The sequence below is a fragment of the Rhizobium sp. LEGMi-198b genome, assembly GCF_054114205.1.
The window spans coordinates 291260-305254 of sequence record NZ_JBSYVH010000004.1; the positions used below are offsets into that span (position 1 = coordinate 291260).

Below are 13995 nucleotides of genomic sequence, written 5' to 3' on the forward strand. Positions count from 1 at the left end.
CGAAAGCGCTGTCGCCTGATTACCTGGCGCCGGTCGGGCCGACATCAAGAGCGGATGTCATGACCGGCAGATCCTGATGATTGCAAGATGATGACCCGAACAGGGAGTGACCTGATGACTATTGTCCATCTCGATATCAACGGACGCGAGCACGAGCTTTCGCTCGATCCGCGTGTCACGCTTCTCGATGCCCTTCGCGAGCATCTCTGTCTGACCGGCACCAAGAAGGGCTGCGACCAGGGCCAATGCGGCGCCTGCACCGTTCATGTCGACGGCGAACGTGTGCTCTCCTGTCTGACGCTGGCCGCCCAGGCTGAGGGCCGCAAGATCACGACGATCGAAGGGTTGGCGGCGGAAAACGGCGATCTGCACCCGGTCCAGGCCGCTTTTCTGGAGCATGACGCTTTCCAGTGCGGTTATTGCACGCCGGGACAGATCATGTCCGCCGTTGCCTGCATCCGTGAGGGCCATGCCGGCTCGGATGACGAAATCCGCGAATATATGGCCGGCAATCTCTGTCGTTGCGGCGCCTATCCGCACATCGTCGCCGCCGTGCGCGAAGCAGCGGAGGCCAGCCGATGAAAGAGTTCTCCTATCTCCGCGCCGGCTCCGTCGATGAAGCCCGGCAAGCCGCGGCCTCTTCCGCCACCATGCTGCTCGCCGGCGGCACGACGCTGCTCGATCTCGCGAAATGCGGCGTCGCCGAGCCCGAGACGGTGGTGGATATCAGCCACCTTGCCGGCCTCGATACCATTTCTCTCACCGATCGGACCATAACGATCGGGGCGCTCGCCAGGATGAGCCGGGTCGCCGACGATGCCAATATCAAGGCGCAATTCCCGGCCGTTTCGCAGGCGCTGTCGCTTGCCGCCTCGGCGCAGATCCGCAACATGGCGACGATCGGCGGCAATCTGATGCAGCGCACGCGCTGCCCCTATTTCCGCGATCCGGCGACCTTTCCGGCTTGCAACAAGCGCGCGCCCGGTTCCGGCTGCTCGGCAATCGGCGGCGTCACGCGCAATCATGCCGTTCTCGGCACGAGCGAGGCCTGTATCGCTACCAATCCCGGCGATCTGGCGGTCGCTCTGGTGGCTTTCGATGCCGTCGTGCATCTCGGCAGCCGCCAAGTCGCGATTGACGATTTCTTCCTTTTGCCGGGAACGACGCCCGATCGGGAACATGCGATCGAGCCGGGCGAGATGATCACGGCGATCACCATTCCGACATCCGCGGCCGCACGCCGTTCGACCTATCTCAAGGTGCGCGATCGGCAGTCCTATGAGTTCGCCGCCGCCAGCGCCGCGGTCGGGCTCGAACTGGAGGCGGATGGCCGAACGATCCGCGATATCAGGGTGGCGCTTGGCGGCGTCGCCACCAAGCCCTGGCGCGCCCGCGCCGTCGAAGAAGCATTGAAGGGCCAGGTGCTTGATGCAGCCGCTGTGAAGCGCGCCAGCCTGCTCGCCGTCAAAGGTGCCGTCTATCACGGTGCCAATCATTACAAGATTACGCTTGCGCCGCGTGTCGTCGAGCGTGCCATCCTGACGATGGGAGAATTGGCATGACCATCATGGAAACCAGAAAACACAGCGCCGCCGACGGCGCGCTCGGCGGACGACTGTCGCGCCTTGACGGAACGGCGAAGATCAAGGGCGAGGCCGACTATGCCGTCGAGCACGATCTTGAAGGGCTGACCCATGCGGTGATGGTGCAAAGCACGATCGCCGCTGGCCGCATCGTCGGCATGGATATATCGGCGGCGGAGAAAGCACCGGGCGTGCTGCTGGTGCTGACGCCGGATACGATGCCGGACCTGAACTCGCCGACTACCTGGCTCGACACCCCCGGCCCGGAAGGCCCGTATCGGGCGCTTGTCACGGACATTACCTATAGCGGCCAGCATGTCGCCGTCGTCGTCGCTGAAACTTTTGAGCAGGCGACAGCGGCGGCGGCGTTGGTCAAGGTGACCTATGAGGAGACCCCGGCTATCTTCAGCCTCGATGATCCAAAGGGCGGCGAAGGTTTTCCCATCGATCCGATGACCAGGGAATGGGGCGATGCCGCAGCCGCCCTGGCCGCAGCTCCGGTCAAGATCGAGGCGGAATACAAGACGCCGCGCGAATACAATGTGCCGATCGAGCCGCATGGGCTGATTGCCAAGTGGGATGGTGACATGCTGACCCTCTGGGAGCCGAGCCAGTGGATCGACGGCATGGCGCGCACCTATGCCGAATGGTTCGGTATTCCCTTCGAGAATGTGCGGATGATCTCGCCCTATATCGGCGGCGGCTTCGGCTCCAAGGCGTTGGCCTTGCCGCATGGGGCTGTTGGTGTCATGGCGGCGAAATTGCTCGGCCGTCCGGTGAAGCTAGTCATCACACGGCCGCAAACCTTCACGTCTTTCGGCGGTCGGCCCGGCACGCGCCAGACGATCGCTCTAGGGGCGACGAAGGACGGCAAGCTTCTGTCCATCGTTCATAGGAGCGCCAACGAGACTTCGGTGGGCGACGTGGCGGTCGAGCCGCTGGGTGTCGTAACCTCGATCATGTATGCGACGCCCAATCTCTCGTCGCGGCAGAACATCGTGCGGGTGAATACGGTAAAGCCCGGCGCATTACGCGCGCCCGGCGAAAATCCCAGCGCCTGGGGCATCGAAAGCGCCATCGACGAGCTCGCCTACCAACTCGGCATGGACCCGCTGGAAATTCGGCTGAAGAACTATGCCGAGCGCGATCAGGAAGCGGACAAGCCCTGGTCGACAAGGCAATTGCGCGAGGCTTTCGAGGCCGGTGCCAGGGCTTTCGGCTGGGCGAAGCGCTCGCATGCGCCGCGCTCCATGCGGGACGGCAAGCATCTGATCGGCTGGGGGGTGGGCGCCGGCACCTATCCGGTGCGCCGCACGCCGGGCGAAGCGCTGGTGCGCATCCTCGCCGACGGCTCGGCGGAGGTGGCGAGCAGCGGCATCGACATGGGGCAGGGTACCTATACGATCCTGGCCCAGACGGCGGCCGAAACGCTCGGCATTCCGATCGAACAGATCCGCGTCAAGCTCGGCGATTCCGCCCTGCCACGCGCGCCCGTCGCGGGCGGTTCGCAGCTTGCAAACCTGATGACCGGCGCCGTCTACAAGGCGGCAGTCGCCGCCCGTGAAGAGCTGGTGGGTCTGGCGATCAACGATCCCAACTCGCCGTTCCGAGATCTACAGGCCAATACGCTGATCGTTTCGGAAGGCCGCATTCTGCCGCCACGCGACGGCGGTAATGGCATCGCTATTGCCGATCTGCTGCGGCAGATCGGCCGCGACAAGATCGAGGTGCTGCGCAATACCCTGCCGGAAGACAAGCAGAGCAAGGCGGATCATTACCGCAACTTCTCGACCATCGCGACCATGCTGTCGCCGACGGAGGGCGACTATTCGATGCATAGCTGGTGCGCGCACTTCATCGAAGTGCGTGTCGACGAGGATTTCGGCACAGTGCGCGTCTCGCGCGTCGTTTCGGCGCTCGATTCCGGCCGGCTCTACAATCCGAAGCTCGCCGAAAGCCAGTGGAAGGGCGGCATTATCATGGGCATCGGCCAGGCGCTGCTTGAAGAGGGCATTGTCGATGAGCGCTACGCGCGCGTCATCAACAACAACCTCGGCGACTATCTCGTGCCGACCAATGCCGATATTCCCGACATCGAAGTGATTTCCGTCGGCATCCCCGATCCGCATGCCTCCGTGCTCGGCGGCAAAGCGGTCGGCGAACTGGGGATCGTCGGCGTTGCGCCGGCGATTGCCAATGCGGTTTTCCACGCGACGGGCAAACGGATACGCGATCTGCCGATTACGTTGGAGAAGTTGCTGTAATTTTTGAGGGATTTGGGGATGGTCGGGCAAGCGTGGTTTCGCCGCGCTCGCCTGCCCGGCCACTCACCCTAGCCCTTTCCCGCATTGCGGAGAGCGGGGACGATGGAGCTGGCAGGATAGATCTTCCAGCAACGAAAAAGACGCCGGTAAAAAGCGTGTCATGTCCGCAGCTTGTTTTTGACAGCCGATGATTGCTGTCTCTAGATTGGCTTCCGACTACGGGAGGCCGGTCCGGAGGTTGGCTGGCTGTGAGGAACAGGGCGGAGCATCATGAGCCAGTATGATATTCTCGATCAGCGCTTCAAGGCGCTGATCAATGGTTCTGCAAAATTGGAGCAGCTTTGGACGGGCGGGCGTTGGACCGAGGGACCCGTCTATGTGCCAGCCGCGCGTCATGTCGTGTGGTCTGATATACCGAACGACCGAATCCTGCGTTATGACGAGGTGACGGGCGCAGCCGGCGTCTTCGAGAGCCTGGTTGGTTATCACAATGGCCATACGCTCGATTTCGAGGGCCGGATCGTCGCATGCGAGCACGGCCGCCGCCGTGTCAGCCGGCTTGATCATGACGGCGTGTGGCGGTCGCTCGCCGAACATTTCGACGGCAAACGGCTGAATTCGCCGAACGACGTCGTCGTGAAGTCGGATGGCTCGGTCTGGTTCACCGATCCGACCTATGGGATCGACAGTGATTATGAGGGCTTTGCCGCACCATCGGAAATCAACGCATCGAATGTATACCGCATCGATCCGGCGGACGGAACGGTGACGCTGGTCGCCAGCGACCGCGTCAAGCCGAACGGCCTTGCCTTTTCGCCGGATGAAAGCGTGCTCTACGTCTCCGATACCGGTGGTTCGCATGTGCCCGGCCTGCCGCCGACAATCACGGCCTATTCCGTCAATCCGGACAGGCGCAGTCTTAGCGAGGGGCGGGTCTTCGCCACCTGCGAAGTCGGCATGTTCGACGGTTTCCGGGTCGATCGCCATGGCAACATCTTTGCCTCCAGCGGTGATTCGGTCCGGGTTTACGCGCCGGATGGCACATTGATCGGCCGCATTCTCGTTCCCGAAGTCATATCGAACCTCTGCTTCGGCGGCCCGAAGCGCAACCGGCTTTACATCACCGCCACGAGCTCGCTCTATGCGATTTATGTGAATAGCGGACCTGCTGAGCCGGCTAATCGTTTGCGTTAAGTGGAGTCTCGATTCGAATTTTTTGCCGCACTGCTTTGTTGGAAATGTTCGACGGCGCCATCCATTTGAACCCAATGGTGTTTCGACTGCTCGAAAACCGATATAACGGGAGCCGGGAATTTGGGATCTGCCAGCGCGCCGACGGCAACGCCGATCAGCGACGGTAGTCTGTCTGCCTTCCAATAGACGGTTGAGCCGCAGTTCGGACAGAAGTAGGTGTGGACCTTCCCGCCGCTTGCCGCATCGCGGCTGAACTCTTTTGGAGTTCCGGAAATGGCGACGGCATCGGCGGCATAAAAGGCGCCGACGCTAAACGGCGCGCCGGTCCTGCGTTGGCAGTCAAGACAATGACAGGCGACAACCAATTTCGATGGTTCTGAAAGCGTCAGCGTGAGAGCGCCGCAACTGCATCGGGCATCAGCCATTGGAACATCCTCCGTTTTCTGAAGCGGGATCGTGTGGAGATTTCAAACCAGCGCTGCGACGCCCTCCCGCTGCGCATCGTTCAGCATGCATCTGAGGCTGGTTCCAATTTCCAGCCGCGAACCAAAACTTCACTGTTCGGGGAATCTCGGTCGTGCCGCTATAATCGCGGCAATCAGGGCCTGCCGGAATGACCGGGGCCAGCGCCTGCGCCTGGGCCTCGCTCTGGTCCCTGGTCGAAGGCGGTGAAGGGGCGGGCTTCGCTTTGCGGCGGCGGCACGTCGAGGTAGGTCATGATATTGTCAACGTGGCTGACCTGCGAGCGCAGGCTGTCCAGCGACTTGCCGGTAAGATTGGTGCCGGCCGGCAACTGGGCGGTCAGCGGGTTTTCGTAGCGGCCGTTGACGCGCAGTTCGTAGTAGAGATGCGGACCGGTGGAATAGCCGGTAGAGCCGACATAGGCGATGACTTGGCCCTGGGTAACGCGCTCGCCGACATGCAGGTCCGACGGCGTCGAGGAAATGTGGGCATAGGTCGTCTCGTAGCCGCCGTCGTGGCGGATGCGGACATATTTGCCGTAGCCCGTTTCCCAGGAAATCTTTTCGACGGTGCCGTCGCCGGCTGCCATGATCGGGCTGCCCATCGGCGCGCGGAAATCGACGCCGTTGTGGAATTTCCGGACGCCGAGGATCGGATGAATGCGCCAGGCAAATCCGTCACCAAGCGTGCCGTTGGGCACGGGACGATGGGTCAGCACCTTGGCGACGGAGTGGCCACCCTCGTCGTAGAATTCTGAGGCACCGTCGCCGCCGTCCTTGTGCAGATAGAAGCGATGCGTGTCGCCATCGGTGTGGAACTCGATGAACATCAGTTCGCTTTTGCCATTGTCCGCCTTGCGAAACAGCAGGTCGACGCTATCGGGCGCATCGTCGCCACCCGTCAATGAAACGCCGTTCGCCTTGGCGAGCTTCATGAGCTGATCGACGCTTTCATCGGAAAGCCCCGCTTTCTTCAGCTTGGCGCTGATCGTCGACCGATCGTTGCTGTCGATGCCCTTGAGGTCGACGGCAGCCACGTCCGAAGAGGACGGCGTGTCGGCCTGGCTCTCGCTATAGAGCGTGGAAAACAGCCGGTCATCGGTAAGAGGCACGAAGCCGTCGGCATCGTCGCGCGCCACAATGCGCTCGGGTGTCTTCTCGCCGCTGAGGCGAGCCATGATCAGCTTCGGCTGCGCATCGGCGGTCTTTTTCTCCAGCAGCAGTTCCAGGCTGTCGCCGGGCGAAACCGTATCGGTTTCCAAGGCACGCTGCAGCTCGTCGCCAGCATCTACACCAAGACCGGCGGAGGCGAGGATATCCTGCAGGTCCTGCCGGTCCTTGGGCATGGAAACCAGCCTCTTGAACTCGCGGCCTGCCTCGCCCGTGGTCGCCCTCGACACGCTGACATTCAACGGCACGCCGCGAACCGGGAAGCGCGAGCGGCGGACCGCGTCGTAGCGATTGACATGCGGATAGATGCCCTGGCGGATATCCGCGAGCGACGGTGGCGAAAACAGAGCGTTCTCAGTCCGTGTATCGCCGTCATAGGCCGCATTGATGGCCGCGGCATCACTGTCTGCGGGTTCGGTAACCTCGGCTTTGAAGACCAGTGTCGTGCGGTGATAGGTGAAGATACGGGTTTCGCCGCTCGAGGTCTTTTCCGCCACCTGCGCAAAACGGGCGCCGTCGAAACGCTGTTTCGTGGCAAGCCGGTCGCTCTTGTGCAACGCCGGCTGCGATTGGACGAGCTGGGCTGTGTGAATCGGAACGGCCTGCTCGATCGTATGGCGGGCAAGCAGCGGGTAGAGAACGGTCGCGAGAAGGCCGCAGGAGGCGGTGCCGGCAAGGCCGATGGCGATCAGGTGGCGAAGATGGGCGGATCGGGGCAGAAAGGGAATATGAAATTCGTGATGCGGCCGCGCCTGAATCGCAGCCTCTGCAGGAAATTGGACGCGCAATGGACTTTCGACCATGAATTGAGGAACCCTGCAGACTGCGGTGGGCCCAAACTAGGGCAAATCATGTCAAAATCTGGGCAAATATTACGTATCTGTTAATTACCGTGATCTTCCAGGTTCGCAGATTCTCGCATCACGGGTGATTCGTCAACCGAAGATGGTGTCGTAAAGGAGCTTGAAATTCAGAACCAGGATGACGCCTGCAACCAGCCAGGAGAGGACGGCAACGCTCCTCGGAATGGTGAATCTGCCCATTTTTCTGCGATCTGTGACGAATTGGACAAGCGGAATGACCGCGAAGGGCAGTTGCATGGACAGAATGACCTGGCTCAGAACGAGCAGATCGGCAGTGCCTTTTTCACCATAAAATGCAGTAACAAAAACAACCGGAATAATTGCGAGGCCGCGCGTCAAAAGCCGTCTGGCCCAGTGTGGAATACGCAGGCGGAGGAAGCCTTCCATGACGATCTGGCCGGCGAGCGTCGCCGTCACGGTGGAATTAAGGCCGGAGGCGAGAAGTGCGACGGCAAACAGCGTCGAGGCGATCCCAAGGCCGAGCAGCGGCGACAGCAATTGAAAGGCCTGGCCGATTTCGGCGACATCCGAATGCCCGCTATTGTGGAAAGCGACGGCTGCGACGATCAGGATCGAAGCATTGACGAAAAGTGCCAGCATTAAGGCGATGGTGCTGTCAGTCGTCGCCCATTTGATCGCATCGCGACGGCCTTCATCCGTGCGCTTATAGGCGCGCGTCTGCACGATCGAGGAATGCAGGTAGAGGTTATGCGGCATGACGGTCGCGCCGATGATGCCCATGGCGATGTAGAGCATCTCGTGATTGGTGACGATCTCGGGCGACGGGATGAAACCATTGAGGATAGCGGCGATCGGAGGGGCGGCGGCGGCGATCTGGATGGCGAAGCAGACGGCGATGACGATGAGGAGCGCGATGACGAAGGCCTCCAGGAAGCGGAAGCCCTTATTCATCAGAAGCAGCAGCAGGAAGGCGTCGAGCGCGGTGATCAGCGCGCCGCCGATCAATGGGATACCAAAGAGCAATTGCAGCGCGATCGCAGTGCCGATGACCTCGGCGAGATCGCAGGCGATGATGGCAAGTTCGCAGGCAAACCACAGGGCCAGATTAACCGGCCTCGAATAGTGGTCACGGCAGGCCTGCGCCAGATCGCGGCCGGTGACGATGCCGAGCCGGGCCGCAAGTGCTTGCAGCAGGATCGCCATCAGATTGGACAGCATGATGACCGCTAGTAGCGTGTAGCCAAATTGCGCACCACCAGCGAGGTCGGTCGCCCAGTTGCCTGGGTCCATATAACCGACGGAGACCATATAGCCCGGCCCGAGGAAGGCGATCAGCCGCCGGACCCAGGTGCCGGCGTGCGGAACATGAATCGTTGCATTGACTTCCGGAAGGCTCAGCCGCGCCTCTTCATCTGGGCGGGCAAATTTCCACGCTTGCGGCGAGGCTGCTTCCTGAATCTGCGTCATGCGGGGCTCCGGGATCGAATTACGATGTGACTAAAGAAATATGCTGGATATCAACATTATGCAATAGGCTATATTTTATAGTTGCGGCGTTGTGATGGCGATGATGGCGCGTCGCAAAAATCATCATCCGCTTTCAAGATTGAAGCTCGTGCTATAAAGATCAAAGCGAGTTTATTCGTGCGTCCAGGGAGCCAAACGCATTGCCAGCCAGAAAACCGCCGATCCATCGCGACGAACCGCTGCCGGATGCCGAGACGCATTCGGAGGGTTTTCGGCATACGCGGGAGGCCACCCGTGGCGCTCTGGTGGAAGATTATGTCGAGCTGATCGCCGATCTCATCGATGATGGCAACGAGGCCCGGCAGGTGGATATCGCGGCAAGGCTTGGCGTGTCACAGCCGACGGTCGCCAAGATGCTGGCACGGCTCTGCGAAGACGGGCTGGTATCGCGGCGGCCCTATCGCGGCGTTTTCCTGACGGAGGCGGGCAACAAGATCGCCCAGAACATCCGTGCCCGCCATCAAACGGTCGAAGCGTTCCTACGCTGGATAGGCGTTAGCCCCGAGACGGCGCGTATCGACGCCGAGGGCATGGAACATCACGTCAGCGCCGAAACGCTGAAAGCGTTCCGTCGCACCATGCAGCGCGACGGGTGATCGGGGAGATCGCGTATCCTATTCCGCCGCGTCGTCGTGTCTGGAAATGGAATCGCGCACCACGCCATATTGGCTGCCCCAGCGGTCGGTCATTTCGGCGCGGATATCCCAGAGATCGGGGAAGAAGCGATGGCGAGCGCCGGCCTGTAACAGTTCGACCGGCCGGCCCTTGAGGGATTTCGAGCCGAGACCGATGGAGCGCTGGATCAGATAGATGTGGTTGGCGCGAAATTTCTGGAACAGTTCGTCGTACTCGGCCAATGCCTCGGCGACGACATAGCTGTCGCCATGATCGTATTTATCGTCATAGACATCCTCGACCGTTAGTCCGAGCGCGTCGAGATAATGGGCCTTGAAGGCCCGCCAGAGATCCGGCGGCATGCGCAGCAGAAATTTGAAGCCGGGCGATTCCTGGCCGCTGCCATTGCCGAGCTGCAGGCGGATCTGCTGATATTCCTTCGGCGACATGGTTTCGAGCAGATCGAGCTGCGCCGTCATCATCCGCATCAGCCGATGCACGCGGCCCATCAGCGTCACCACGCGATGGGTCTTGTTTTCCTCGATGAAGGCGATCACGTCGACCAGCGTATAGGCGATGAGCTTCATCCAGAGCTCTTCCACCTGATGGACGATCTGGAACTGCAGCTCGTCGCCGTTGACCATCCCGTTTAGTGGCTTCTGGCAGGCGAGCAGCTTGTCGCATTGCAGATAAACGCCATAGTCGCGCATGTCTGGCGCCTCGATCCGCGCGTAATAGTCTTGCTTCTGCATCTTCGTTCCCTTTGTCCCGGCCTTTGCCGCTGGCATATTTGCCCTTTTGGAAGGATACGAAATTTTCCCTTGAACATTGTTCCTAATTGTCTTCTAAAATTGCCAATCAGGAGTACGATCAACCTTATGAAAGGCAATCGAGGGAACGCTGGACTTGGACGCGCTCGACCATAAGATCGTCTCTGCCCTGGAGGCCAATGCCCGCATCTCCTTTGCCGCGCTCGCCGATCTGGTCGGTCTCAGCAAGACGCCGTGCTGGAAACGGGTGAAGGCGCTGGAAGAGGCCGGTGTGATCCGCGGTTACCGGACGATCCTCGATCCGGCACAGCTCGGCTTTGGCCTGGAAGCCTTCGTGCAAGTGTCGATCGACGTCGAGCGCTTCGATGCCTTCGAAGCCGCGGTGCGCCGCCATCCGCTGATCTGGCGCTGCCATGCGACGACGGGGGAGGCCGACTATCTCCTGCACATATTGGCCGCCGACATGGCCGCCCTCGATCGGCTGCTGCGTCAGGAACTGAACCGGCTGCCGGGCGTGCGGCATACGGTAACGTCGATGTCGACACGAGAGATCAAGTCGGACATCTCGTTTGCCGACGCCGCGCGACATATTGGCGGTAGCCGCTAGGCTGCGGAAAGGCCGGCTGATCCGGTAGCGATAGTTATACTGTTGGCGGGCTAATGAGCGTTACCGATTTGAAGTAGGTCTGGAAACGCTTGGTGTCGCGCGTCAGTACGGAGAGGCCGCTGACGGTCGCATGAGAGCCGATGAAGAAATCCGGCAGAACGCCTGTGCGCGTTCCACCAGCTTTTCGATATTGGTCAAAAACCTTGCCAGCAAGGAAAAGTGCCGCTCGTGGAATCGATATGATGCTGACGCCAGTCCCGACAAGCATCTCATCGAGATCTTCAATGCGCTGGTAGCGAACGGATATTTCGGCGTAAACGACGTCGTTGATGTAGAGAGGACCCACGAGCGATGCTTTGTCGAGCTCGCCGATGGACCAGTCATACCAAATCGGATCGTCGGTAATAATATCCAGAAGTATGTTGGAATCGACGAAGATCACATCAATCGTCGCCACGCGTCAGTGCCATAATCTCGTCAGTGCTCAGGCCTTTTCCGGCATGTCCTCGAAATTTGGCAAAACGGCTGATTTGTCTGCCGGTTTCCACCGGGACAAGGACAATGCTGCCATCGGCAGCTCGGCGAAAATCGATCTGGCTTCCGGGGCCAATGCCGAGCTTGTCGCGAACGGCTTTTGGAATCGTGACCTGTCCTTTTGCAGTTACGGTCGTACTCATGGGAATCCCGGTAATGATTGCTAAAATAGAGGTATTACTTTTAACCGCGACTTTCAAGACAGGCCGGTTTCGGCGAGCTTATGGGTATCCAAACATCGGCTTCTCGCACCCCCGACAAACTTAAGGCCCGGAAGCCCGGGCCTTGTCCTCCGAATCCACCAAAGCAACGGCGAGCCGTTACATCTTGCTCATGCCCTTCTCGGCATTTTCCATGTGGGTCACACAATTTTTCATCTTGTGCGCCTTCATGGCGTCTTTTGCCATAGTCACCTGTTTGGTGGCGGCTGTCTTTTTCGTCTGGTCGGTCATTGCATCCACTTTGGTCTGCAAGGCCATAATGGAAGCATCGTCACATTTCACCGTGGCTGCGGCATAAACGGGCATGGTGCTCGCCGCTGCAAGCACGGCCGCGATCAAAATCGATCTCAGCATGTGCATTTCCTCCGAAAGGGCATAATTGCCCTTTGCGAGAACGTACCTGCACGCATAAGTGTTCCGGCCTGAAGCGACCTGCGACAAATTGAAACATGCTAAAGTAATGCCTTCAAATTCCGGCATACCATTCGTAGCCGCGATCTTCCCAGAAACCACCTTTGCCGCCCCAGAGATCGTTGAATTTGTCGCGGATTTCGATGCGCATGACATATTTGGCGTGCTTGTAGCCGAGCTGGCGCTCGACGCGCAGACGTAGCGGCGCGCCATGGGCGACTTCGAGATCCTTGCCGTTCATCGAATAGGCGAGGATCGTCTGCGGATGAAAGGCGTCGATCAGGTCGAGGCTCTCGTAGTAGCGGCCGCTGCCGTCGAGCGTCTGCTCTAATTCGTCGGCGCAATAGAACACCGCATAACGCGCGCCCGGCTTCAGCCCGGCGCTCTGCAGAATGAGGCCAAGCGGCACGCCGGTCCATTTGCCGATGGCGCTCCAGCCTTCCACGCAGTCGTGCCGGGTGATCTGCGTGCGCGACGGCAGTTGCTTTAGGTCGGCCAGCGAAAACTCCATCGGCTGGTTGACCATGCCGTCGATCTTTAGCTTCCAGGTGGAGAAGCCGTTTTCCACCATTGCGGCATAATCCGCAGTGCCGGGATTATCCGTGCCGTTCGAGCGGAAGGTCGGCGAGAGGTCCTTTTCGGTATATTCGCGGGCAAGCGTCTGCGGCGGGACGAGAAGGCGTTGTGTGCCCATGGTCAGACCTTCGGCCAGCGCGAGAACCTTCTGGACGTTCTGGTTCTCGGTGACGTCGTCGCAGCCGGTAAGGCCGATAGCGCCGAGGCTGGCGACAGAACCGATGAGGAAACCGCGGCGGCTGACGATCTTGCTCATGCGTCCTCTCCTTCCCTACGGATGGCGTAGCGGCCGGTGACCATGGAGCGCATGTTGTTCCAGAGACCGGACAGGATGACCATCGCCACATGGACCAGGACGAAGAGAACGATCGTCCAGGCGGTGATGAAATGAATGCCGCGCGCCGTCTGCCGCCCGCCGAAGATATCGAGCAGGAACGGGTAGCCGGCATCGATGCCGGGCGACATGGTGAGCCCGGTCGCCAGCATCAGCGGCAGCAGGATGAAGATGACGATCAGGTAGCTGAGCTTTTGCAATGCATTGTAGCGCTTTGCCTTCTCGCCTTTCGGGAAGCGCAGGCGGGCGTGCTCAATGATTTCATGCCAGAGATTGCGCGGCGAGACCTCGGCACCCGAGGGCGCCAAGTCGCGGCGGAAATGGCCGGCAATGAAGCCATAGAGCAGATAGATCAGGCCGTTGAAGACGAAGAGCCAGGCAAAGAAGAAATGCCAGCGCCGGCCGGCGGCCAAGTCCTGGTAGCTCGGGATCGTTGCCCAGGCGGGAAAAGCGCGTTCGGTCCATTCGCCATCCTCTTTCGAGGCGCCGAGAACGCCGGTCGTCGGGATCGTCAGGCCGCCGATGCGGAAGGTGCCGTAGGGCTGGTTGTCGCCATCGGTGGCCGATATCTGCAGCCAGGATGGATCGGCATTGGCGCCGTACTGCCCCCAGTAAAGGGCAGGATGGGCGTTGAAAATCTGCATGCCGCTCATCAGCAGCAGCGAAAGACAGAGCACATTCAGCCAGTGCGTCAGGCGGGTAACGATCGAATGCCGGCGAATGTAGATCGTCCGGGGAGGCGCAGGTGGTGCACCGGTCGTATCGATGTCGGCCATGGCTAGGCTCCTCTCGAAATCTTCAATGAACCCTTTGGAAACCCTGGCTGCAGAGTACCACAAATCCACCGGGAAAGTGGCGGCGCCCCATCAGCGAGGGAACTGAATCTGGAGCGCCGCATGGCAGG

15 protein-coding genes are annotated in these 13995 nt (G+C 60.4%); 6 read left to right on the forward strand and 9 right to left on the reverse strand.

Annotated elements, in window-relative coordinates; genetic code table 11:
* Positions 1 to 90: 90 nt before the first annotated feature.
* The 4 genes from ACXHXG_RS17840 to ACXHXG_RS17855 all read left to right on the forward strand — a co-directional run bounded on the left by ACXHXG_RS17840 (position 91) and on the right by ACXHXG_RS17855 (position 5041).
* Positions 91 to 582: a (2Fe-2S)-binding protein gene (locus ACXHXG_RS17840; RefSeq protein WP_457900289.1), complete on the forward strand. Its 492-nt coding sequence runs from the start codon at positions 91 to 93 to the stop codon at positions 580 to 582.
* A complete protein-coding gene (locus ACXHXG_RS17845) occupies positions 579 to 1562 on the forward strand; it encodes an FAD binding domain-containing protein (protein ID WP_457900152.1) in 984 nt (327 codons plus the stop codon). The genes ACXHXG_RS17840 and ACXHXG_RS17845 overlap by 4 nt, the downstream gene beginning before the upstream one ends.
* Positions 1559 to 3847, forward strand: a complete 2289-nt coding sequence (locus ACXHXG_RS17850; RefSeq protein WP_457900153.1) for a xanthine dehydrogenase family protein molybdopterin-binding subunit — start codon at positions 1559 to 1561, stop codon at positions 3845 to 3847. Before ACXHXG_RS17845 ends, ACXHXG_RS17850 begins: the two co-directional genes overlap by 4 nt.
* Positions 3848 to 4117: 270 nt before the next feature.
* Entirely contained in the window at positions 4118 to 5041 is a 924-nt protein-coding gene (locus ACXHXG_RS17855; RefSeq protein WP_285168309.1) for an SMP-30/gluconolactonase/LRE family protein, read from the forward strand.
* Here the strand turns inward: ACXHXG_RS17855 and ACXHXG_RS17860 are convergent.
* From ACXHXG_RS17860 to ACXHXG_RS17870, 3 genes are all read right to left on the reverse strand, one after another.
* A complete protein-coding gene (locus ACXHXG_RS17860) occupies positions 5038 to 5466 on the reverse strand; it encodes a GFA family protein (RefSeq protein WP_457900154.1) in 429 nt (142 codons plus the stop codon). The genes ACXHXG_RS17855 and ACXHXG_RS17860 overlap by 4 nt on opposite strands.
* A 173-nt stretch (positions 5467 to 5639) precedes the next feature.
* Positions 5640 to 7475, reverse strand: coding sequence for a M23 family metallopeptidase (locus ACXHXG_RS17865; RefSeq protein ID WP_457900155.1), 1836 nt, complete (start codon positions 7473 to 7475; stop codon positions 5640 to 5642).
* Between the two features lie 132 nt (positions 7476 to 7607).
* Entirely contained in the window at positions 7608 to 8963 is a 1356-nt protein-coding gene (locus tag ACXHXG_RS17870) for an Nramp family divalent metal transporter (RefSeq protein WP_457900156.1), read from the reverse strand.
* 200 nt (positions 8964 to 9163) lie between these two features.
* Here ACXHXG_RS17870 and mntR point away from each other — a divergent pair, with 200 nt between their 5' ends.
* Positions 9164 to 9619, forward strand: a complete 456-nt coding sequence (gene mntR / locus ACXHXG_RS17875; RefSeq protein ID WP_104824756.1) for a manganese-binding transcriptional regulator MntR — start codon at positions 9164 to 9166, stop codon at positions 9617 to 9619.
* A gap of 18 nt (positions 9620 to 9637) precedes the next feature.
* Here the strand turns inward: mntR and ACXHXG_RS17880 are convergent, their stop codons facing one another.
* Complete coding sequence (locus ACXHXG_RS17880; protein WP_457900157.1) at positions 9638 to 10390, reverse strand: tryptophan 2,3-dioxygenase family protein; 753 nt, start codon at positions 10388 to 10390, stop codon at positions 9638 to 9640.
* Between the two features lie 154 nt (positions 10391 to 10544).
* Between ACXHXG_RS17880 and ACXHXG_RS17885 the strand changes: the two genes are divergently transcribed.
* Positions 10545 to 11015: an Lrp/AsnC family transcriptional regulator gene (locus ACXHXG_RS17885; protein ID WP_457900158.1), complete on the forward strand. Its 471-nt coding sequence runs from the start codon at positions 10545 to 10547 to the stop codon at positions 11013 to 11015.
* Between the two features lie 34 nt (positions 11016 to 11049).
* On the opposite strand, the gene ACXHXG_RS17890 is transcribed toward ACXHXG_RS17885, so the two are convergent.
* The 5 genes from ACXHXG_RS17890 to ACXHXG_RS17910 form a co-directional block, all read right to left on the reverse strand.
* Positions 11050 to 11457, reverse strand: a complete 408-nt coding sequence (locus tag ACXHXG_RS17890; RefSeq protein ID WP_104825261.1) for a type II toxin-antitoxin system VapC family toxin — start codon at positions 11455 to 11457, stop codon at positions 11050 to 11052.
* 1 nt (position 11458) lies between these two features.
* Entirely contained in the window at positions 11459 to 11692 is a 234-nt protein-coding gene (locus ACXHXG_RS17895; protein ID WP_104824754.1) for an AbrB/MazE/SpoVT family DNA-binding domain-containing protein, read from the reverse strand.
* A gap of 177 nt (positions 11693 to 11869) precedes the next feature.
* Complete coding sequence (locus ACXHXG_RS17900; RefSeq protein ID WP_104824753.1) at positions 11870 to 12124, reverse strand: hypothetical protein; 255 nt, start codon at positions 12122 to 12124, stop codon at positions 11870 to 11872.
* A gap of 112 nt (positions 12125 to 12236) precedes the next feature.
* Positions 12237 to 13013, reverse strand: coding sequence for a molybdopterin-binding protein (locus ACXHXG_RS17905; protein WP_283047968.1), 777 nt, complete (start codon positions 13011 to 13013; stop codon positions 12237 to 12239).
* Positions 13010 to 13867 (reverse strand): cytochrome b/b6 domain-containing protein, encoded by an 858-nt coding sequence (locus tag ACXHXG_RS17910; protein WP_104824751.1) that lies wholly within the window; start codon positions 13865 to 13867, stop codon positions 13010 to 13012. The genes ACXHXG_RS17905 and ACXHXG_RS17910 overlap by 4 nt, the downstream gene beginning before the upstream one ends.
* Between the last annotated feature and the right edge of the window lie 128 nt (positions 13868 to 13995).

What these genes read in the sequence shown, in the direction of transcription:
- ACXHXG_RS17850 (WP_457900153.1), top strand. Translation starts at nt 1,559, where the DNA reads ATGACCATCATGGAAACCAGAAAACACAGCGCCGCCGACGGCGCGCTC.
- ACXHXG_RS17865 (WP_457900155.1), bottom strand. Translation starts at nt 7,475, where the DNA reads ATGGTCGAAAGTCCATTGCGCGTCCAATTTCCTGCAGAGGCTGCGATT.
- ACXHXG_RS17855 (WP_285168309.1), top strand. Translation starts at nt 4,118, where the DNA reads ATGAGCCAGTATGATATTCTCGATCAGCGCTTCAAGGCGCTGATCAAT.
- ACXHXG_RS17880 (WP_457900157.1), bottom strand. Translation starts at nt 10,390, where the DNA reads ATGCAGAAGCAAGACTATTACGCGCGGATCGAGGCGCCAGACATGCGC.
- ACXHXG_RS17900 (WP_104824753.1), bottom strand. Translation starts at nt 12,124, where the DNA reads ATGCTGAGATCGATTTTGATCGCGGCCGTGCTTGCAGCGGCGAGCACC.
- ACXHXG_RS17910 (WP_104824751.1), bottom strand. Translation starts at nt 13,867, where the DNA reads ATGGCCGACATCGATACGACCGGTGCACCACCTGCGCCTCCCCGGACG.
- ACXHXG_RS17905 (WP_283047968.1), bottom strand. Translation starts at nt 13,013, where the DNA reads ATGAGCAAGATCGTCAGCCGCCGCGGTTTCCTCATCGGTTCTGTCGCC.
- ACXHXG_RS17845 (WP_457900152.1), top strand. Translation starts at nt 579, where the DNA reads ATGAAAGAGTTCTCCTATCTCCGCGCCGGCTCCGTCGATGAAGCCCGG.
- ACXHXG_RS17895 (WP_104824754.1), bottom strand. Translation starts at nt 11,692, where the DNA reads ATGAGTACGACCGTAACTGCAAAAGGACAGGTCACGATTCCAAAAGCC.
- ACXHXG_RS17870 (WP_457900156.1), bottom strand. Translation starts at nt 8,963, where the DNA reads ATGACGCAGATTCAGGAAGCAGCCTCGCCGCAAGCGTGGAAATTTGCC.
- ACXHXG_RS17860 (WP_457900154.1), bottom strand. Translation starts at nt 5,466, where the DNA reads ATGGCTGATGCCCGATGCAGTTGCGGCGCTCTCACGCTGACGCTTTCA.
- ACXHXG_RS17840 (WP_457900289.1), top strand. Translation starts at nt 91, where the DNA reads ATGACCCGAACAGGGAGTGACCTGATGACTATTGTCCATCTCGATATC.